Below are 15,238 nucleotides of genomic sequence, written 5' to 3' on the forward strand. Positions count from 1 at the left end.
ACTCCACAACCACCCCCGACACCCCGGAAGGCGAACCTCCATGGCCGACCCGCTGCTGTTCAACCCCCGCACCTACGACCCGGCGCACTTCGACCCCGAGACCCGCAGGCTGCTGCGCGCCACGGTCGACTGGTTCGAGGAGCGCGGCAAGCGCAAGCTGATAGAGGACTACCGCTCCCGCGCCTGGCTCGCCGACTTCCTCGACTTCTCCGCCAAGGAGGGGCTCTTCGCAACGTTCCTCACACCGGCCTCCGACGCGGGGAACCCGGACCAGCGGTGGGACACCGCCCGGATCGCGGCCCTCAACGAGATCTTCGGCTTCTACGGGCTCGACTACTGGTACGCCTGGCAGGTGACCATCCTCGGTCTCGGCCCCGTCTGGCAGAGCGACAACGCCGCGGCCCGTGCCCGTGCGGCCGAACTCCTCACCCAGGGCGAGGTGTTCGCCTTCGGCCTGTCGGAGAAGACCCACGGCGCCGACATCTACTCGACCGACATGCTGCTCGAGCCCGACGGCAACGGCGGCTTCCTGGCCGGCGGTTCCAAGTACTACATCGGCAACGGCAACGCCGCGGGGCTCGTCTCCGTCTTCGGCCGCCGCACCGACGTCGAGGGGCCCGACGGCTACGTCTTCTTCGCGGCCGACAGCCGCCACGCGGCGTACCACCTGGTGAAGAACGTCGTCGACTCCTCCAAGTACGTCAGCGAGTTCCGCCTCGAGAACTACCCGGTCGCGCCCGAGGACATCCTGCACAGCGGCCGCGCCGCCTTCGACGCCGCGCTGAACACCGTCAACGTCGGCAAGTTCAACCTCTGCACCGCCTCGATCGGCATCTGTGAGCACGCGATGTACGAGGCCGTCACCCACGCGCACAACCGCATCCTCTACGGCCGCCCGGTGACCGCCTTCCCGCATGTGCGCCGTGAACTGGCCGACGCCTACGTCCGCCTCGTCGGTATGAAGCTGTTCAGCGACCGGGCCGTGGACTACTTCCGTTCCGCGGGCCCCGAAGACCGCCGCTACCTGCTCTTCAACCCGATGACGAAGATGAAGGTGACGACCGAGGGCGAGAAGGTCATCGACCTGATGTGGGACGTCATCGCGGCCAAGGGCTTCGAGAAGGACACCTACTTCGCGCAGGCCGCCTCCGAGATCCGGGGGCTGCCCAAGCTGGAGGGCACGGTCCACGTCAACCTCGCGCTGATCCTCAAGTTCATGCGCAACCACCTGCTGAACCCCGCCGACTACGCGCCCGTACCGACCCGGCTGGACGCGGCCGACGACGAGTTCCTCTTCCGCCAGGGTCCGGCCCGCGGGCTCGGTTCGGTGCGCTTCCACGACTGGCGCCCCGCCTACGACGGGTACGCGCATGTGCCGAACGTCGCCCGCTTCCGCGAGCAGGCCGATGCCCTCTGCGAGTTCGTCACGACCGCCGCGCCCGACGAGGAGCAGAGCCGTGACCTGGATCTGCTGCTCGCGGTCGGCCAGCTCTTCGCGCTGGTGGTGCACGGACAGCTGATCCTGGAGCAGGCCCGTGTCACCGGGCTGGACGAGGACGTGCTGGACGAGCTGTTCGCCGTCCTGGTCCGCGACTTCTCGGCGTACGCGGTCGAACTGCACGGCAAGGACTCGGCCACCGCGGAGCAGCAGCGCTGGGCGCTCGGCGCCGTTCGCCGCCCCGTGGTCGACGATGCCCGTTCGGCGCGTGTCTGGGAGCGGGTCGAGGCGCTGTCCGGGGCGTACGAGATGGCGCCGTAACGGCGCCGTCCGGGTGGCCGCCGAGGCGTCGGCGGCCACCCGGCCCCCGGACGCTTTGCGGGTTACGCTGGGATCTTGGGGGAGCGGTGCGGTCGCGCGGTGGTGCGGCCGTGGTCCCGAGAGGAGACCCCGATGCGCACCTCCCTCATCCAGCTCCGAGTGGACGCCACGGAGACCGCCGAGGACCGTCGCACCCGGGCGGCCCGCATGGTGCGCGAGCGGGCGGGCGACGACCTCGTCGTACTGCCGGAACTGTGGACGGCGGGTGCGTGGGCGTACGGCGCGTGGGAGCGCGACGCCGAGCCGCTGGACGGGCCGACCGCGCAGCTGATGTCCGGGGCGGCCCGCGCGGCCGGAGTGTGGCTGCACGCCGGATCCGTCGTGGAGCGGGGCGACGACGGCACGCTGTACAACACCGCCCTGGTCTTCGACCGGGCCGGAGACCTCCGCGGGTACTACCGCAAGATCCACCGCTATGGATTCGACACCGGTGAGGCCGCGCTGATGGGCGGGGGCGACGCCGTCGTCACCGTCCCCGCGGACTTCGGCACGCTCGGTCTGGCCATCTGCTACGACCTGCGCTTCCCGGAGCTGTTCCGGGCCCTCCTGGACGCGGGGGCCGATCTGCTGGCCGTGCCCGCCGCCTGGCCGGCGGGACGACTGGAGCATCTGGGACTCCTCGCCAGGACCAGGGCGGTCGAGGAGCAGGCCTTCGTACTCGTCTGCGTCGCGGCCGGCGAGCACGGCGGCGTCCGCCAGGCAGGTCACAGCATGGTCGTGCATCCGTGGGGTGATGTGCTGGCGGAGGCGGGGGAGTCGGAGCAGGTGGTGACGGCCGAGTTCGCCATGGGTGAGGTCACCCGGGTCCGCTCCGAACTCCCCGTGCTGCGCGACCGGGTCCTCGGCTTCGCCGCACCGGCGCCCCACCTCTGACGGTCCGGGGGGCGGTGCGCGCCGGGGTCCGGGGACGGCGGGTCGCGGGGACCGCAAGGGCGATGCCCACCCAGGGCCGGCCGTCCCGCGCGAGAAAAACGGGAATTATGTGTACAAGTCGTCAGCTTTTTCGGTCAGGCGGGTACCGACTGAATGATCAAAATGGCGTGGGGTTAGCATATGAGCACCGCCTAGCTCGAAAGATAAATCTGTGACTGTCAACGAGGACTCGTTCACAAACTGGAAGAACCGCGAGGAGATCGCGGAGTCGATGATCCCGGTCATCGGGAAGCTGCACCGCGAGCGGGACGTCACCGTCCTGCTGCACAGCCGCTCCCTGGTGAACAAGTCGGTGGTCAGCATTCTCAAGACCCACCGGTTCGCCCGGCAGATTGCCGGTGAAGAGCTCACGGTCACCGAGACGATGCCGTTCCTCCAGGCTCTGACCACGCTGGATCTCGGCCCTTCCCAGATCGACATCGGCATGCTCGCCGCGACGTACAAGACGGACGACCGCGGTCTCTCGGTGGAGGAGTTCACCGCCGAGGCCGTCGCGGGCGCCACCGGCCCCAACAAGATCGAGCGCAGTGAGCCGCGCGACGTCGTGCTCTACGGCTTCGGCCGTATCGGCCGCCTCGTCGCCCGCCTGCTCATCGAGAAGTCCGGCTCCGGCAACGGCCTGCGGCTGCGCGCGATCGTCGTCCGCCAGGGCGGCGAGCAGGACATCGTCAAGCGCGCCTCGCTGCTGCGCCGTGACTCGATCCACGGCCAGTTCCAGGGCACGATCACCGTTGACGAGGCGAGCAGCACCATCGTCGCCAACGGCAACGAGATCAAGGTGATCTACGCGGGCGACCCGTCGGAGGTCGACTACACGGCGTACGGCATCAAGAACGCCATCCTCATCGACAACACCGGCAAGTGGCGCGACCGCGAGGGCCTGTCGAAGCACCTGCGCCCCGGCATCGACAAGGTCGTCCTGACCGCGCCGGGCAAGGGCGACGTCCCCAACATCGTGCACGGCGTCAACCACGACATGATCAAGCCGGACGAGCAGATCCTGTCCTGCGCCTCCTGCACCACCAACGCGATCGTGCCGCCGCTGAAGGCGATGGCGGACGAGTACGGCGTGCTGCGCGGCCACGTGGAGACCGTCCACTCGTTCACCAACGACCAGAACCTGCTGGACAACTACCACAAGGCCGACCGCCGCGGCCGCTCCGCGCCGCTCAACATGGTCATCACCGAGACCGGTGCGGCCTCCGCGGTCGCCAAGGCGCTGCCCGACCTCAAGGCCCCGATCACCGGCAGCTCGATCCGTGTCCCGGTGCCGGACGTCTCGATCGCGATCCTCAGCCTGCGGCTCGGGCGCGAGGCCACCCGCGAGGAGGTCCTCGACTACCTCCGCAAGGTCTCGCTGACCTCGCCGCTGAAGCGCCAGATCGACTTCATCAGCGCCCCGGACGCGGTCTCCAGCGACTTCATCGGCTCGCGCCACGCCTCGATCGTCGACGCCGGTGCCACCAAGGTCGACGGGGACAGCGCGATCCTCTACCTCTGGTACGACAACGAGTTCGGCTACTCCTGCCAGGTCATCCGGGTCGTCCAGCACGTCTCGGGCGTCGAGTACCCGACGTACCCGGTTCCGGTGGGCTGATCCCGGGCCGGCACGACGATCGGCCGTCCCGGGGACGGGCGGCGGCAGTGGGGCGGTGACCGATCCCTCAGGGGTGTCGGTCACCGCCCCACTGCGTCTGCCCACGGGCCAGCCCCCGGGCGGAGCCATGGCCGGCGCGGCCCGTCGGCGATGCCCGGATCCCTGTGAGCCGGTCAGGGGACCTCGCGTGCGGTTCGGCGCACACCGGCCCTTCCTTCTCCACGGTCGTGGTCAGAATGCCGGACGAGCCCGGTGACTCCGGGCGCCGGCGATCGCGGACAGCGTGGAAGGAGAGGCGAGATGGGCAACGAGACCCTGATGCGGCAGATCCTCGACTACGGGAGTCGGGCCGATCCGTATCCCCTGTACGCCGAGCTCCGCAAGACGCCGGTGTCCAGGCAGGACGACGGCACCTACGCCGTCAGTACCTACCCCGAACTCCTGGCCCTGCTCCACGACCCCCGTCTCACCTCCACCCACGCCGACCAGGAGGCGGCCGGGGGAGGGAAGTTCCCGCCGAGCTTCATCGGCATGGACCCGCCCGAGCACGACCGCGTCCGCCGGCTCGCCATGAGGCAGTTCGGCCCGCCGAACTCGCCCCGCCGCATCGTGGACATGCGGGGCGATCTCGAGGCCACGGTGGCGAGGCTGATCGGCGCCTTCCCCGAGGAGGGCGGTGAGATCGACCTCGTCGACACCTTCTCCTACCCCTTCCCGGTGACGGCCATCTGCCGGCTCCTCGGCGTACCGCACGAGGACGAACCGCGCTTTCGGGCCTGGGCCGACAAGCTCGTCGCCGCCATCGACCCGAGGCCTGGCGAGGATCCGGCCATCAGACTCCAGGAAGGCGCCGAGACCAGAAAGGAACTCGCCTTCTACATCAACGACCTGATCGAGAAGGGCGCCGGGAAGTCCGAAGACGGCATGCTGTTCAGCCTGGCAGGGGACCACGCGGCGGAGGGCGGGCCCCTGAGCCGACTGGAACTGGTGGTCACCGCCGTCCTGCTGCTCATCGCCGGCCACGAGACCACGGTCAACCTCATCACCAACGGGATGCTCACCCTGCTGCGGCGGCCGGATCAGTGGGAGCGGCTGCGCCGGGAGCCCGAACTGGCGCCCCGGCTGGTCGAGGAACTGCTTCGCTTCGAGCCTCCGGTGCAGATCATCCCGAGGCGGGGCGCGCTGACGGACATCCATATCGGGGACGTGACGATCCCCGAGGGATCGGTGGTGGCGCTGGTGCTGGCGTCGGGGAACAGGGACCCGCAGCGCTTCCGGGACCCGGACCGGTTCGATCCCGACCGCCCGGACATCGAGCACCTCGGCTTCGGCAGTGGCGTCCACAGCTGCTTCGGTGCGCCGCTGGCCCGGCTGGAGGCGCAGATCGCGCTGACCGAACTGGTCCGCAGGCTCGGCAACGCACGACTGCTCGAGGACCCCCCGCCGTATCGCCAGAGCGCCGTGCTGCGCGGACCACGGCACCTGCCCATCGCCTTCGACCGGGTGCTGCCCTGACCCGTCCCCGGTGACGTCCGGTTCATCGGACTTCACCGAGCCGTCCGCCCCGGCCGAGGGGGAGTCCTGCCCAGGGCTCCTGCCGGCGGCAGGGCTCGCCCTCCGGGCGGTGTGATCTACGTCGCTCCGGGTAAACCGTCGGCCGCTCCGGGGCGTAGACATGGCAGCACCGAACCCGCAGGAGCCGATGTTGCCCCCTTTGACCAAGATGAGCCCGCGCCGAGCCATGTCGCGGCGTCAGTACGGCGACGGCGTGCCACACGCCGAAGACCCCCTGTGGCCCGCCCCGCCGCTGCCGGCGCCCCGGGCCGCGCCGTCGTCGGCCGGCACTCCCCGAGACCGCTGCCGGACGGGCCGCGGCAGAGCTGCCGCGCGCGATGCGGGTCTGGTCGCCGCCGTCTACGCGTCGACCACGCTGGTCCAGCTGACACTGCTCGCCCTGATGCGCGGCACCGGCGGCTCGGGCCTGCGGGACCTGCTGCTCTCGTGGGACGCCCGGCACTACGTGTCCATCGCCGAGGACGGCTATCCCACTGGATTCACGTACCGGGACGGCGAGTTGACGGGGAACAATCTCGCGTTCTTTCCGCTGCACCCCTTGCTGGTCCGGGCGACGAGCGCCCTCACCGGACTCGAGGCCGGTACGGCGGCGATAGCCGTCACCCAACTCGTCCTGGTGGCGGGGCTGTACGCCCTGCACGCGCTGCTCGTCCGGCTGTACGGACGCCGTACCGCCCTGTGCGCGGTCGTGCTGGTCGTGGGCGCCCAGCCGATGGCGGTCATACTCCGAAGTGCCTACAGCGAGTCGCTGTTCCTCGCGCTCGCGGTGGCGGCGCTGCTGGCCGCACACCGCCGTGCGTGGATCTGGGCGGGTACGGCGGCCCTGCTCGCCGGGCTGACCCGGCCCGCAGCCGCGGCCGTCGCCCTCGCGGTGGCGGTCGCCGCCGTCCTCCACGTACGGCAGAGCGCGAAGGAGGGGCGCAGTGCCGGATGGCGGCCGTTCGTCGCCGTCGTCCTGGCCTGTACGGGCACACCGGTGTATCTGCTGTGGGTCGGCGACAGGCTGGGCCGCCTCGACGGCTGGTTCGTGATCCAGAGCGCGGGCTGGGGGACCGAATGGGACAACGGCGCCGCCTTCGTGTCCTTCCTCGGACACGTCTTCCTGGAGGACGAGGGCTGGGTGCCGCTCAGCACCGCGTTCCTGCTCCTCGCGGCGATCGGCGCGACGGTGCTCGCCGCCCGGCAGAAGGTGTGGCCGCCGCTGTTCGTCCAGGGCGCGGCGATCCTCGTGCTCACGCTGGGGCAGAGCAACTACTACCACTCCAAGCTGCGGTTGCTCGTCCCCGCGATCGTTTTCCTGATCCCGGCGGCCCGTGCGCTGGCCCGTGCCGGGACCGGTAAGGCGGCGGTCGTGCTCACCGTGTCGGTACTTTTCGGCTCCTGGTACGGAGCCCACATGCTGACCGTGTGGAAGTACGCGATCTGAGGACCGGTACCGGGAAGCCGATCGCGACGGCATGCCCCGTCCCGAGGGCTGGGGGGTTTCTGATGGGTCTCCGTGAACGCCGCGGAGACCCGTCAGAAGCTCCCTACGCTCCGTCCCGGTGCCGCCGCGGCAGCGTCACCCGGAACACGGTGTGCCCCGGGCGGCTGCGGAGCTCGACACGGCCGCCGTGCGCCGCGGTCACGGCATGGGTGATCGCCAGACCCAGACCGGTGCCGCCCGCGCTCCTCGACCGCCCGCCGTCGGACCGTACGAACCGCTCGAAGATCTCCGACTGGAGCTCCGGTGGGACGCCCGGGCCGTCGTCCTCCACGACCAGCTCGACCTCGTCCGCAACGCCTTTCGCGTCGCTTTCCATGTCGTCGAGACGGACCGTGACGGTGGTGCCCGGGGGAGTGTGGATGCGGGCGTTGGCGAGAAGATTGGTCAGCACTTGCTGCAGCCCCCGCCCGTCACCGCGTACCGCCACCGGCTCCTCGGGCAGCTCCAGCGCCCAGCGGTGCTCCCGCCCCGCGGCACGGGCGTCGCTCACCGCGTCCAGCACCAGCATGGTGAGGTCCACGGTCTCGTCCGCGAGCGGCCTGCCCGCGTCCAGTCTGGCGAGCAGCAGCAGATCGTCGACGAGTTCCCCCATCCGCACCGACTCGCACCGGACCCGGTCGAGCGAGTGACGCACCTTGGCCGGCACCGGGTCCGGATGCCGCAGGGCCAGCTCCGCGTGTCCGCGTATCGACGCGACGGGAGTGCGCAGTTCGTGGCTGGCGTCGGCTGCGAACCTGCGCAGCCGCTCCTCGCTCGCGTCTCGGCGGGCGAGCGAGTCCTCGACGTGCCGGAGCATCCGGTTGAACGCGTCCCCGACCTGGCCCACCTCGGTACGCGGATCGGTGTCGGGAACCCGCGGTGGCATCGCCACCGTGCCCCCGGCGAGGGGCAGCTGGGCCACCCGGGAGGCCGTGGCGGCCACCCTGCGCAGCGGACGCAGCGAGAGCCGCACCCATGCCGCCCCGGCGACGCCGGTGACGAGCAGCGCCGTGCCGAACACGATGGCCTCGACGAGCCGGAGCCGCTCCACGGTGTCCTCCACCGGCTCCAGTGGCAGCCCGGTGATCAGTACGTCGCCCGCGGGCCCGCGTACGCCGATCACCCGGTAGTCCGAGAGGGCGGACAGCCGGATGCTGCGGCCTCTGCCGTCGTCGGGTACGCCCACCAGCGCACGGCGATCGGCGGCGGTGAGGGACACCGGGCTCTGCGTCCGGTCCCCGACCACGGCGGCCTGGGTGACCGCGCCGCGCAGCACACAGGCGCCGAAAGTGCCGATGGCCTGCCCCCGGGTGTCGGGGCCGCCGGCGCCGTCCTGCTTCAGCGCCGGGTCCAGGCTCGCGGGGAAGTGGTTGCCCACCGCCGTGAGCTGCTGGTCCAGACGCCGGACCAGGAAGCCTTCGAGCGCGGTGGTCGTCGCCAGGCCCACGGCGCCGCAGCAGAGCGCGAGCAGAACGACGAGCCCGATCGTCAGCCGGGCCCGCAGGCTGCGGACCGCGAGAGCCGCGAAGGGGTTCGCGGGCATCAGGACAGCTCCTGCTTGAGCACGTATCCGACGCCGCGCACGGTATGGATCAGAGGGCTGTGCCCTGCGTCGATCTTCTTGCGGAGATAGCTGATGTACAGCTCGACGACATGGGCCTTTCCGCCGAAGTCGTAGCTCCACACACGGTCGAGGATCTGTGTCTTGCTCAGCACCCGCCGGGGATTGCGCATCAGGAAACGCAGCAGCTCGAACTCGGTCGGTGTGAGATCCACCGGCCTGCCGCCGCGCGAGACCTCACGGACGTCCTCGTCCATCACGAGATCTCCGATGGCCAGCAGGGTCGCCTCGTCGGTCGAGCGGGTCATCCCGGCCCGGCGCAGCAACCCGCGCAGCCGGGCGATGACCTCTTCGAGGCTGAAGGGCTTGGTCACGTAGTCGTCACCGCCGGCGGTGATCCCGGCGATGCGGTCCTCTACGGCGTCGCGGGCCGTGAGGAAGAGCACACACACGCCGGGGGCGTGGGCACGCAGCCGTCGCAGGACATCGAGGCCGTTGAGGTCGGGCAGCATCATGTCCAGTACGACGGCGTCCGGCCGGAAGTCACGGGCGGTGGCGACGGCCTCCTCGCCCGTACCGGCGGTGAGCACGTCCCACCCTTCGTAGCGGAGCGCACCGGCGAGGACCTCGGTCAGATCGTGCTCGTCGTCCACGACGAGCACGCGTACACGCGATCCGTCGGGGCGGTGCAGGCCGGCTGGCGAGGGCGGGGCGGGGTCCGGATTTCTCATGGCCCCGGCAGTATCGCCCTCCATCTTCTGAATTTCCTATGAGTCCGCTCTGCGGACTCCTCCCGAGGCCCGTTTCAGAGGAAACACAGAGCTTGCGCTGCCACGGTTGCCGGACCCCGGGCCCTGCACGGCCCGGGAACCGGACGGACATCCGCCGAGAGGAGCCCCATGACCACCGTTCAGCATTTCAGCGGCAGGCACGGCCACCACGGCAGCGGCCTGCCTGTGTCGTGGCACGCGCCCCCCAGGCCCTGGCGGCCCTGGCGCTCTCCCGCAGCGGGTCTGCTGCTCGCCGTCCACGTCGGTGCCGCAGCCGTGGTCGCCCTGTGGTGGCGCAACACGGAAACCGTCACGGGCACGGGCGACTGGCTGACCGGCGCCGCCCGGATCACCGGACTGCTCGCGGGCTACGCGTGCGCCGTGCTGCTCGCCCTGATGGCCCGTGTGCCGGTGATCGACCGCAGCGTGGGAAGCGACCGGCTGGCACGCTGGCACGCGATGGGCGGGCGCTACACCGTCTCGCTCGCGATCGCCCACACGTTCCTCGTCATCTGGGGGTACTCGGTCACATCCGGGACCGGCGTCGTCGACCAGACCACCACGCTGGTCTTCGCGAACGGGGACATGCTCATGGCGACGGGTGGCATGCTGCTGCTCGTCCTGGTGGGAGTGGTGTCCGCCCGGGCCGCCCGACGGCGCATGTCCTACGAGACATGGCACTACCTGCACTTCCTCACCTATCTCGCGGTCTTCCTCGCCTTCTTCCACCAGCTTTCGAGCGGTGCGGAGTTCGTGGACGACCCGGTGGCGCGGACCGTCTGGTTCGCGCTGTACCTCGGGGTGGCGGGGCTGTTGCTCTGGTACCGCTTCGTCACCCCGGTCCGGCGGGCGATGCGCCACCGCCTCCAGGTGACGGAGGTGCACCCGGAGGCCCCCGGAGTGGTGTCCGTCTACATCACCGGCAAGCATCTGCACGCCCTGGGCGCACGTCCCGGACAGTTCTTCCGGTGGCGCTTCCTCAGCGCGGGTATGTGGTGGACGGCCAACCCGTATTCGCTCTCCGCACCCGTCGACGACCGCCATCTGCGGATCACCGTCAAGGCGTCCGGCGGCCACAGTGCGGCACTGGCCCGGATCACACCGGGCACCCGGGTGTGGGCGGAAGGGCCGTACGGCGCTTTCACCCCCTCCCGCCGGACCGGCAACAAGGTGCTGCTGCTCGCGGGCGGAGTCGGCATCACCCCGCTCCGTGCCCTGTTCGAGACCCTGCCGGGCGAAGTGACGCTCGTGTACTACGCCCGCAGCGCCCGGGATCTGGCGCTGCGGTACGAGCTCGACGAGATAGCGGAGGCACGCGGCGCGACCGTGCACTACGTCGTCAACGGACCGCAGGGGCCTTCACTCCCGCTGACCGGCGCAGCCCTCGGCGCCACGATGCCCGATCTTCCCGCCCACGACGTCTATCTGTGCGGCCCGCCGGGGATGACCGCCGCCGCCAAGACCGCGCTGCGCGACGCCGGTGTCCCGTGGCACCGCATCCACCACGAGTCGTTCGCCTTCTGACGCCCGGCCGACCCGCTCCTCGGGATCACCCACGGTCCACCCGGACCCCTCGCCCCGGATCACCGGGAGCCCTGACCGCAAGGAGAGAGAGTTCATGATCCGAGCTGCCGCCGCCACCGCGGCGACCGCCGCGGGGATCGTCCTGCTGCTGTCGCTCAAACCGCAGGACGAGGCTTCGGCGGGCGCCACCGCCGCTCCACCACCGGCGTCCGTCCCCACCAGCGAGCCGTCGCCGAGCGGCAGCGCATCCCCCGGGCGCCAGGCCGGCGTGTCCGGCTCGTTCACCGGGGACACCGTGGAGACCCGGCAGGGTCCCGTCCAGGTGCGCATCACCATGGCCGCAGGACGGCTCACCGCCGTGCAGGTCCTCCAGGGCGTCCACGACGAGGGTCCGAGCGCCCGTGCCGTGCCGCGACTCACCGAGCGGGCCCTCGCGGCCCAGAGCGCCGAGATCGACGCCGTCTCCGGTGCCACGTACACCAGCAAGGGCTATATCTCCTCGCTGCAGAGCGCACTGGACCAGGCGCATGTCTGAGGGGCCGGGCGGGCTGCATCACGTCGAGCATGTGATGGGCACGGTGTTCTCCTTCGACGTACGAGGAGAACACGCACCCGGAGCCGTGGCCGCGTTCGCCGATGCCGTGGAGTGGCTGCACCGTATGGACGCGGTGTTCTCGACCTACCGCCAAGGCAGCCAGATCAGCCGACTGGACCGGGGAGATATCACGCTGTCCGCGTGCGACCCCGAGGTGCGTCAGGTGCTGGATCTGTGCGAGGAGGCCGCCGGGGCCTGCGGCGGCTGGTTCACGGCGTATCCGAACGGTCGCCTCGACCCCTCGGCGATGGTCAAGGGCTGGGCGGTCGAACGGGTCTCGCAGTCGCTGTACGAAGCGGGCGCCCGCGATCACATGGTGAACGGGGGCGGTGACATCCAGTGCCGGGGCGAGGCCGCTCCCGGCCGGCCCTGGCGGATCGGGATCGCCCACCCCCTGCGCCGTGACGCGCTCGCCGTCCGCGTCGAAGGCCGCGACCTGGCCGTCGCCACCTCGGGCACCGCCGAGCGCGGCCATCACATCGTCGACCCCGTCACGGGAGGAGCCGCGACGGCCCTCGCCTCGATCACCCTGGTGGGAAGGCACCTCACCGATGTCGACTCCCTGTCCACGGCCGCGTTCGCCATGGGGGACGCCGCCAGGGCCTGGGCCGGCTCGCTGGGGGAGATCGAGGCGTACGCGATCACGGCCGCCGGCAGTGCCTGGTGGACCCCCGGTTTCGCCGCGTACAGCCCGGGCCTGCCGCACCGCCCGGAGGATGTGCGGCAGGGGCGGGCGGCACCCGCGGCCTGGTCCCTACCCGGAAGCGGCGCTCACAACGGAGGGCACCACTTCCGGCTCAGGACGACGGGCGACGACCGGTGGAACGCCGGTGCGCACAACGAGAGGCCTCAGGACACGCAGGCGCCGTCAGGCCTCAGGAAACCCGCTTGATCGTCCAGGTGTTGGGGTCGTGGCTGGGCACGGCCGCGTACTGGCAGGCACCGCTGTAGAAGGACCTCACCGGCACCCATCCCGCAGGGGGCCAGGTGGAGGCGCAGGCATTGACGGTGGTGCCGACGGGCATGCCGTCGACCTGCTGGATCTTCTTCATGTTGGGGTTGAACGTGACGCCGCACTGCCAGCTGTTCCACCACTGCACGTCGACAAAGCCGGACGGTGTCAAGGAGCTCCCGCACATGGTCGTGGTGTCGCCGGGGGCGGCCGAGGCCGATGGTGCGGTGAGCCCGAGGCACGCGGCAGCGGTCAGCAAGGCCAGTGAAGCCGAACGGAGACGGACCACGGTGGTTCCTCCCAAGTCATCGATGGATTCACGCGAACTCCACGATCGTTGTCGTTCCTTCACGTGCGGCAGTAGTCGCTAATCGGACGAAGATCAACCTGACCGAAACGGATGCGCGCAGGCGGCCGTCGGGACGGCGCCCGGCCCGCCGGATCCCGCAGGCTCGACGAAGCCCGCCGGACTACCGCGCCGAGCAGCGGAAACGTGACCTCGGCCAGGTCGGTTCCGCTTTGCGTCCGGGACGGCCGTAGGGGTTGCGTCAAGACGGCGCATTGACGCGTCAGGGAGGCGTTAACGGCGGCCGTGCCCTGGCCGAAAGGCGGTTTCCTCGAACCGTCCGAAGTCCGATCTCTCCCAGGAATTCACGATGGCCGACGTGGCCTTCGGCGCCACACTCGCGGTGTTCGCACTGGTGGCTCTGATCGCCAAGGGGGCGGCGAAGCTGTGACCGCCGAGAACATCATCGGCCTGATCGTGGCCGCCGCCCTGCTGGGCTACCTCGTCATCGCCCTCGTCAAGCCGGAGAGGTTCTGACAGTGACATCGGTCGCTTCCGCTCCGGGCGGCATGAGCCCCTTCGTCGCGGCTGTCCTGCAGCTGCTCGCGCTGGTCGCCGCCCTCGCGCTGATCCAGGACGGGCCGAGCGAGCCTGACGGCGGTCGCGCATCGGGCGGGAGCCGGTGGCCGGGGTTCCAACCCCGGCCACCGGCTCCCGCCGGCCGCATCCAGAGCTCCGGAGCGAGGCGTGTCGGCCCGACAACGTGTCGCCCCGACAGTGCGGCGGCGAGACTCAGTTGGACAGCAGACCGCCGGTGTAGGGGTCCTCGGCGAGCATCCGCCATGAGTGGGCCGGGGTCCTGAACGCCTCGGGGTCCACGGCCTCGACCATCGTGTCGACCCGGCTGCTCAGCAGGGCGAACGGGTCGAAGACCCGCCAGGTTCCCGTGGCCGCGCCGTCGCCCCAGCGGTGCCACTCCTTGCGCAGCCGTTCGTAGATCCAGCACGCGTACAGCAGCGCCGACAGATCCCGGTTCAGATACGCGGCGGGCTCATCCTCCCCGTACCACTCCGGCAGCTCCAGCCGTCCGGTGGCACCGTCGAGGGCGACCCTGAGGTCGTGCGGCCACCACCCGACGGCGATGAAATCACGCTGATAGCCCCGGCCGGTGCCGGTGCCGGTGCCGGTGCCGGTGCCGGTGAAGGTGTCGGGGTGTGTCTCCGCCATCGTGCGCAACGGCTCGTCAGCGACGCCGAACAGCTCGCAGCCGAGCGGCAGTCCGGCCTCCGCGAGCAGTTGTCTGGTCGGCTCGTGGGTGAGCTGGGCGGGCAGTTCGTCTGGTCGGTAGCGGCGCACGCGGCCGTCCCCGTCCATCCGCGCGAGGTCCTGTACCAGGTCCGGGCCGAAGGCGTACACGAGTCCGTCCGCCGGGCCCAGCCGGGCACCCCAGGCCAGGGACCGCACCAGCAAGCAGGTATGCCAGTGCGCGGGAGCGGTATCGCCGCCGAACAGCCCCGGATCGGCGGTGCGCAGCCGCCCCACGGCGACCTCGATCACATCTGCCATCACATCGGGCCCACGGCGCCCGTCGTACGCGTCGCGGCGCCGTGCGGACTCCGACACCCACTCGCAGGTGGCGAGCAGCTCCGCCAGGGCGGACAGCGAAGAGGCGAGCGGGTCGTGGACCGGTTCTGCCTCCGCCGGATCAGGCGCACTCCATCCTGCGAGCAGCACCGCGCCGGTCGCGCCGTCGAGTACCACCCGGCTGCCGCAGTAGTCGGTCGTACCGAGCACGAACAGCCGTCCGTCGCCGGCCACTCGGCCGGTGTGTGTGGTGAGGGGGTCCAGCGTGCCCCCGCGCAGAACGGCGAAGTCCAGGTCGGCGGCGGTCTCGGGGAGCCCGCGCCCGACCAGGAACTCCCGGCTCGGCCCGTGGGTCAGAAGCTCTGGCAGCGCTTCCGCCGCCAGCCGGCAACCGCGGTCCGCCGTCGGTCCGGTGTCCATGCTGTCCCTTCCCGGGATGATCGAGACGACAGTATGACGCCATGGCGAACACGGGAGCGACGGATGAGAGGGCCATGCCCCAGGGCGCGGTGTCCGTCGGGCAGATGCCCGAGTCGTGCCGTGGCCGCGAACGACGCCGCACCACCAGCCGTACTGG

Annotated in this window: 13 protein-coding genes; 9 read left to right on the forward strand and 4 right to left on the reverse strand. The window is 70.7% G+C overall.

Going from position 1 to position 15,238, the window contains the following annotated elements:
- The first annotated feature begins 40 nt into the window (after positions 1–40).
- The 5 genes from ACTWOL_RS33840 (at position 41) to ACTWOL_RS33860 (ending at position 7,350) form a co-directional block, all read left to right on the forward strand.
- The gene (locus ACTWOL_RS33840; protein ID WP_474300701.1) at positions 41–1,759 is read left to right on the forward strand and encodes an acyl-CoA dehydrogenase family protein; all 1,719 of its coding nucleotides are present in this window, start codon (positions 41–43) and stop codon (positions 1,757–1,759) included.
- Positions 1,760–1,891: 132 nt separating this feature from the next.
- Complete coding sequence (locus tag ACTWOL_RS33845) at positions 1,892–2,692, forward strand: nitrilase-related carbon-nitrogen hydrolase (RefSeq protein ID WP_474300702.1); 801 nt, start codon at positions 1,892–1,894, stop codon at positions 2,690–2,692.
- A 211-nt stretch (positions 2,693–2,903) separates the two neighbouring features.
- Positions 2,904–4,349: a glyceraldehyde-3-phosphate dehydrogenase gene (locus ACTWOL_RS33850; RefSeq protein WP_474300703.1), complete on the forward strand. Its 1,446-nt coding sequence runs from the start codon at positions 2,904–2,906 to the stop codon at positions 4,347–4,349.
- Between the two features lie 300 nt (positions 4,350–4,649).
- The gene (locus ACTWOL_RS33855) at positions 4,650–5,864 is read left to right on the forward strand and encodes a cytochrome P450 (protein ID WP_474300704.1); all 1,215 of its coding nucleotides are present in this window, start codon (positions 4,650–4,652) and stop codon (positions 5,862–5,864) included.
- A gap of 253 nt (positions 5,865–6,117) precedes the next feature.
- On the forward strand, positions 6,118–7,350 hold the full coding sequence (locus ACTWOL_RS33860) for a mannosyltransferase family protein (protein WP_474300705.1): 1,233 nt from the start codon (positions 6,118–6,120) through the stop codon (positions 7,348–7,350).
- Positions 7,351–7,453: 103 nt separating this feature from the next.
- On the opposite strand, the gene ACTWOL_RS33865 is transcribed toward ACTWOL_RS33860, so the two are convergent.
- The gene (locus ACTWOL_RS33865) at positions 7,454–8,932 is read right to left on the reverse strand and encodes a sensor histidine kinase (protein WP_474300706.1); all 1,479 of its coding nucleotides are present in this window, start codon (positions 8,930–8,932) and stop codon (positions 7,454–7,456) included.
- The gene (locus ACTWOL_RS33870; protein WP_474300707.1) at positions 8,932–9,681 is read right to left on the reverse strand and encodes a response regulator transcription factor; all 750 of its coding nucleotides are present in this window, start codon (positions 9,679–9,681) and stop codon (positions 8,932–8,934) included. The genes ACTWOL_RS33865 and ACTWOL_RS33870 overlap by 1 nt, the downstream gene beginning before the upstream one ends.
- A gap of 168 nt (positions 9,682–9,849) precedes the next feature.
- On the opposite strand from ACTWOL_RS33870, the gene ACTWOL_RS33875 reads away from it, so the two are divergent.
- The 3 genes from ACTWOL_RS33875 (at position 9,850) to ACTWOL_RS33885 (ending at position 12,731) form a co-directional block, all read left to right on the forward strand.
- The gene (locus ACTWOL_RS33875) at positions 9,850–11,244 is read left to right on the forward strand and encodes a ferredoxin reductase family protein (RefSeq protein ID WP_474300708.1); all 1,395 of its coding nucleotides are present in this window, start codon (positions 9,850–9,852) and stop codon (positions 11,242–11,244) included.
- Between the two features lie 94 nt (positions 11,245–11,338).
- Positions 11,339–11,779 carry an FMN-binding protein gene (locus ACTWOL_RS33880; protein WP_474300709.1) on the forward strand — a complete coding sequence of 147 codons (441 nt, stop codon included), beginning with the start codon at positions 11,339–11,341 and terminating at the stop codon, positions 11,777–11,779.
- On the forward strand, positions 11,772–12,731 hold the full coding sequence (locus tag ACTWOL_RS33885) for an FAD:protein FMN transferase (protein WP_474300710.1): 960 nt from the start codon (positions 11,772–11,774) through the stop codon (positions 12,729–12,731). Before ACTWOL_RS33880 ends, ACTWOL_RS33885 begins: the two co-directional genes overlap by 8 nt.
- On the opposite strand, the gene ACTWOL_RS33890 is transcribed toward ACTWOL_RS33885, so the two are convergent.
- Positions 12,715–13,080 carry a hypothetical protein gene (locus ACTWOL_RS33890; RefSeq protein ID WP_474300711.1) on the reverse strand — a complete coding sequence of 122 codons (366 nt, stop codon included), beginning with the start codon at positions 13,078–13,080 and terminating at the stop codon, positions 12,715–12,717. The genes ACTWOL_RS33885 and ACTWOL_RS33890 overlap by 17 nt on opposite strands.
- Before the next feature lie 444 nt (positions 13,081–13,524).
- Here ACTWOL_RS33890 and kdpF point away from each other — a divergent pair, with 444 nt between their 5' ends.
- Positions 13,525–13,614: a K(+)-transporting ATPase subunit F gene (gene kdpF, locus ACTWOL_RS33895; protein ID WP_474300712.1), complete on the forward strand. Its 90-nt coding sequence runs from the start codon at positions 13,525–13,527 to the stop codon at positions 13,612–13,614.
- Between the two features lie 255 nt (positions 13,615–13,869).
- On the opposite strand, the gene ACTWOL_RS33900 is transcribed toward kdpF, so the two are convergent.
- Positions 13,870–15,081: an SUKH-4 family immunity protein gene (locus tag ACTWOL_RS33900; RefSeq protein WP_474300713.1), complete on the reverse strand. Its 1,212-nt coding sequence runs from the start codon at positions 15,079–15,081 to the stop codon at positions 13,870–13,872.
- Between the last annotated feature and the right edge of the window lie 157 nt (positions 15,082–15,238).

This window comes from Micromonospora sp. IBHARD003 (assembly GCF_056106285.1).